Here is a 444-nt window from a genome sequence, read left to right as displayed (position 1 = left end):
TCTTAAATCCACCATTCAATTTAGCCTGGCTAAAGGCAAGAAGCTGACCATCGACGTGTGGGATAGCTATAATCTAGCACTCTACACCATCAACACCTGTGAGCTTGTGCAAGACAGTCGCGGCCACTGGTATGCCTGTATCACCGTTAAAGAGTACCCAAAAATTGAGTGCGGTACAGGAGAAACTGGTATTGATTTAGGCTGCAGGGACTCAGCAACGACAAGTAATGGTGAGGTACTAAAAACCAAAGTCACCCAGCAATACGCTAAAAAACTAGGCATTGCTCAGCGCGCTAAAAACAAACAAAGAGTTAAGGCGATTCACGCCAAGATTAAAAATACACGCCAAGACTTGATTCATAAATTTACCACCAACCTTACCAAGACTAATAAAATAATCATCATTGGCAAACTTCAATCAAAATCATTCACTAGGGGCAAGCT

1 protein-coding gene is annotated in these 444 nt (G+C 42.3%); it reads left to right on the top strand.

Annotation, left to right across the window (positions count from 1 at the left end):
• Positions 1-444 (top strand): transposase (locus CXF58_RS01290; protein WP_145989771.1); only part of this gene is annotated, 444 nt, incomplete at both ends.

Source organism: Psychrobacter sp. Sarcosine-02u-2 (assembly GCF_002836335.1).
Lineage (GTDB): Bacteria > Pseudomonadota > Gammaproteobacteria > Pseudomonadales > Moraxellaceae > Psychrobacter > Psychrobacter faecalis.
Note: the sequence above shows the minus strand (reverse complement) of the source record. Positions and strands in the feature narration are given on the sequence as shown.